Source organism: Kitasatospora sp. NPDC047058 (assembly GCF_040643935.1).
GTDB lineage: Bacteria > Actinomycetota > Actinomycetes > Streptomycetales > Streptomycetaceae > Kitasatospora.
This window is the reverse complement of sequence record NZ_JBEYVJ010000578.1, coordinates 1-3,546: the sequence shown is the minus strand read 5'-3', so window position 1 is coordinate 3,546 and position 3,546 is coordinate 1. Positions and strand designations below refer to the sequence as shown.

Annotated in this window: 3 protein-coding genes; all 3 read right to left on the bottom strand. The window is 72.3% G+C overall.

Features of this window, described 5'->3' with window-relative positions:
* Nucleotides 1-143: 143 nt before the first annotated feature.
* The gene (locus ABZ885_RS37705; RefSeq protein ID WP_360199180.1) at nt 144-956 is read right to left on the bottom strand and encodes a chaplin; all 813 of its coding nucleotides are present in this window, start codon (nt 954-956) and stop codon (nt 144-146) included.
* Nucleotides 957-1,333: 377 nt separating this feature from the next.
* Nucleotides 1,334-1,579 carry a chaplin gene (locus ABZ885_RS37700; protein WP_360199178.1) on the bottom strand — a complete coding sequence of 82 codons (246 nt, stop codon included), beginning with the start codon at nt 1,577-1,579 and terminating at the stop codon, nt 1,334-1,336.
* Nucleotides 1,580-1,851: 272 nt separating this feature from the next.
* Nucleotides 1,852-3,198, bottom strand: a complete 1,347-nt coding sequence (locus ABZ885_RS37695; protein ID WP_360199176.1) for a M20/M25/M40 family metallo-hydrolase — start codon at nt 3,196-3,198, stop codon at nt 1,852-1,854.
* Nucleotides 3,199-3,546 lie beyond the last annotated feature (348 nt).

Sequence of the window (3,546 nt, the reverse complement as noted above, 5' to 3'; positions counted from 1 at the left end):
CTCACCGGGCCGCCCGCCCGCTCCGGGCAGGGGAGGCTCCGTCCTCGTCGGCCGCGTGCACGGTCAGCGACTCGGCCCGGACACCGGCGTTCTCCTGGTCGCGGCCGTCCCGTCCGGCGACGGCCGCGGGCGCACGGGCGGGGTCAGCGCACGCCGGCGCGGGCCCGGCGGTAGAGGACGCCGCCGCCGAGCAGCAGGGCGAGGCCCGCCGCGCCGAGCAGCTCGGTGCCGCCCGCGCCGGTGGAGGCCAGCTGGCTGTCGGTGGCCGGCGGCGTGGCCTGGGGGCTCGCGTTGTGGACCGGCACGGCCTGGGCGGTCGCGGGGGTGGCCGCAGGCGTGGGGGCCGGGGTGACCGTCCGGGGGTTGCCGGGCGTGGTCTCACCGCTGCTCGGGGTGTGCGAGGGCGGGGTGGACGGCGGCGTGGACGGCTGGCCGGGCGGCGGGTTGTGCGGGCCGTGCTCGTCCGGGCAGTCGTCGTCCGGCTTGCTGGGCGGGGTGGGCGCCGTGTGCGTCTCGTTGCCGCACGCGTTCCCGAACGCCGGGTTGCCGACGCCGACCACGTTCACCGAGTTGCCGCAGGCGTTGACGGGCGCGTGCACCGGCACCTGGACGCTGTTGCCGGAGACCACACCGGGCGACCCGGCCGTCGAGCCGGCGGCGGACGCCCCCGAGGCGCTCTGGCCGCTGCCGCTTCCGCTTCCACCGCGGTGCCCGGAGGCGTTGGCGCAGTGGTTGCCGAACGCCGGGTTCAGCATGCCGACCACGTCGGCGGTGTTGCCGCAGGCGTTGATCGGCACCTCGACCGGCACCTGCACCGAGTTCCCCGAGGCCACGCCCGGCGAACCGACCGCGCCCCCCTGCGCCTCGGCGCCCGCGTAGGCGTAGCCGGCGGTCGAGGCCAGGACGCTGCCGGTGGCCACGGCCGTGAGGAGCCCCTTCTTGGCTACATTCCTCATATTTTCCCCTGACGTATCGAGACGACGTGAAGACCTACAGAAAGTCGGAATTTCCGAATAACTGGCCAGGTCTTCGAATGCACAGGGGACAACGAGGCGCTGCCCGGGAGGTTGAGCCGAACGCACTCGCTTCACCCGATCGTGTGAGATGACCCCGGGACGGGTATCCGGCGTCCGCGCGCGACCGTCCGGCAGCCGCCCCGCAGCCGTCCACCGACCATCCACCGACCGTCTACCGACCGTCCGACGGGGGCCGCCGGAGGGCCTGCGGCCGGACACGCAAGCGCCCCCGGTGCGGCGCGTCCGCCACCCGGGGGCCAAGTGAGTCGTCGACCCGGTGATCCACCGCTCAGGCGGTCACACGGTCAACCACACGCTCAGAAGTTGGCGCAGTGGTTGCCGAACGCCGGGTTCAGCAGGCCGATCACGCTGACGGTGTTGCCGCAGACGTTCACCGGGATGTGCACCGGGATCTGCACCTGGTTGCCCGAAACCACGCCCGGGGAACCGGCGGCCACACCGTCGGCGGTGGCACCGCCGTGCGCGGACGCGACACCGGCGGCGGCCAGCACCAGGCCACCGGTGGCGGCGGTCACGGCGGCGATCTTCTTGACCTTCATCATTCCTCCTGTATGGACAACGCGACCCGTTCGGCGGGCTGCACTGGAATGAACGAGGGTGTGGCAAACGGGGTACGGAGCAACGCACCCATTCACTCGCAACGGTGACGACTCGCACAGGTACTCGACCCCGGAAATCGGGGCGAATCGTTTCTCCGGGCCACCTTTCCGACCGTTGCAAATCATTAGCTCGGACAATGCGGACGGCCCGCCCCCGGCATCCCGGGAGCGGGCCGTGCAGGGCGCCGTGCAGGGCGGCCCGGGCCGCGTGCCGCTCAGCTCAGGTCGATGAAGCGGTCCAGCACCCGCGCACCGAACTTCAGCCCCTCCACCGGCACCCGCTCGTCCACGCCGTGGAACATCCCGGCGAAGTCGAGGTCCGGCGGCAGCTGCAGCGGTGCGAACCCGAAGCAACGGATGCCGAGGTCCTGGAACGACTTGGCGTCCGTCCCGCCGGAGAGGCAGTACGGCACGGCGCGCGCGATCGGGTCCTCGGCGCGCAGCGCGGTCTGCATCGCCTCGACCAGCGCGCCGTCGAAGCTGGTCTCGATCGCCTTGTCCGAGTGCAGGCTCTCCCGCTTCACGCGCGGGCCGAGCACGCTGTCCAGCTCGGCGAGGAACTCCTCCTCGTAGCCCGGCAGGAACCGCCCGTCCACGTGCGCGGTCGCCTGGCCGGGGATCACGTTCACCTTGTAGCCGGCGCCGAGCATGGTCGGCTGGGCGGTGTTGCGCAGCGTGGTGCCGATCATCTTGGCGATGCCGCCCAGCACCCGCAGCGTCTCGTCCATGTTCTCCGGGTCGAGCTCGACGCCGAGCGCGTCCGACAGCTCGTCCAGGAAGGCCCGGACGGTCTTGGTGATCCGCAGCGGGAAGGTGTGCCGCCCGAGCCGGGCGACCGCCTCGCAGAGCTCGGTGATGGCGTTGTCGTCGTTCTCCATCGACCCGTGGCCGGCCCGGCCCTCGACCGTGAGCCGCATCCAGTGCATGCCCTTCTCGGCCGTCTCCACCAGGTAGAGCCGGGTCCGGTCGTTGACGGTGAACGAGAAGCCGCCGACCTCGCCGATGGCCTCGGTCACCCCCTCGAACAGGTCCGGGTGCTTGTCCACCAGGTACCGGGCGCCGTACGTGCCGCCCGCCTCCTCGTCCGCGAGGAAGGCCAGCACCAGGTCCCGCGGGGGCTTGCGCCCGGTCCGCAGCCGGTCGCGGACGACGGCCAGCGTCATCGCGTCCATGTCCTTCATGTCGACCGCTCCGCGCCCCCAGACGCAGCCGTCCGCGATCTCGCCGGAGAACGGGTCGTACGTCCAGTCCGCGGCGTTGGCCGGCACCACGTCGGTGTGCCCGTGGATCAGCAGGCCCGGGCGCGACCGGTCCTCGCCCTCGATCCGGACCACGGTGGACGCGCGCCCCTTGGCCGACTCGATGATCTGCGGTTCGAGGCCGAACTCCGCGAGCTGTTCGGCCACGTACTCGGCCGCCTTCCGCTCCCCCGGCCCGGATCCGTCGCCGTAGTTGCTGGTGTCGATCCGGATCAGATCGCGACAGATCCCGGCGACCTCCGACTCGGCCGTCACCTTCGGCGCCGCCGCCCGCCCCGTCGTCGACTCGCTCCGCTCGCTCACGGTCACTCCTCGTCTCTGCCCCGCACCGGCGCGCCGGTCGCGCCACCCCCGGGAGCTGCACCCGGGCCGTACGAGCACGTCCGCCCATCCTCCCCCAGCCCCCCACCGGGATCCACCCCGCGAAGCCCGCGGAAACCCCGGGAAACACGCTGGTCACACCGGCACCACGGGCCGCCCCCCGACCCCCGCCGCCACCTGCGGCTCCCCCGTTCACAGCCGTTTTGGGAGCGCAAGCCGATCACTGCTACAGTTACATCTGTCAGCGCGGCCGACGAGGCCGCGAGGACGACACCCCGTCCGGGTGGCGGAATGGCAGACGCGCTAGCTTGAGGTGCTAGTAGATCGGAA

Excerpts from the sequence above, each read along its gene's own strand:
- ABZ885_RS37700 (WP_360199178.1), bottom strand. The coding sequence starts at position 1,579 with ATGATGAAGGTCAAGAAGATCGCCGCCGTGACCGCCGCCACCGGTGGC.
- ABZ885_RS37705 (WP_360199180.1), bottom strand. The coding sequence starts at position 956 with ATGAGGAATGTAGCCAAGAAGGGGCTCCTCACGGCCGTGGCCACCGGC.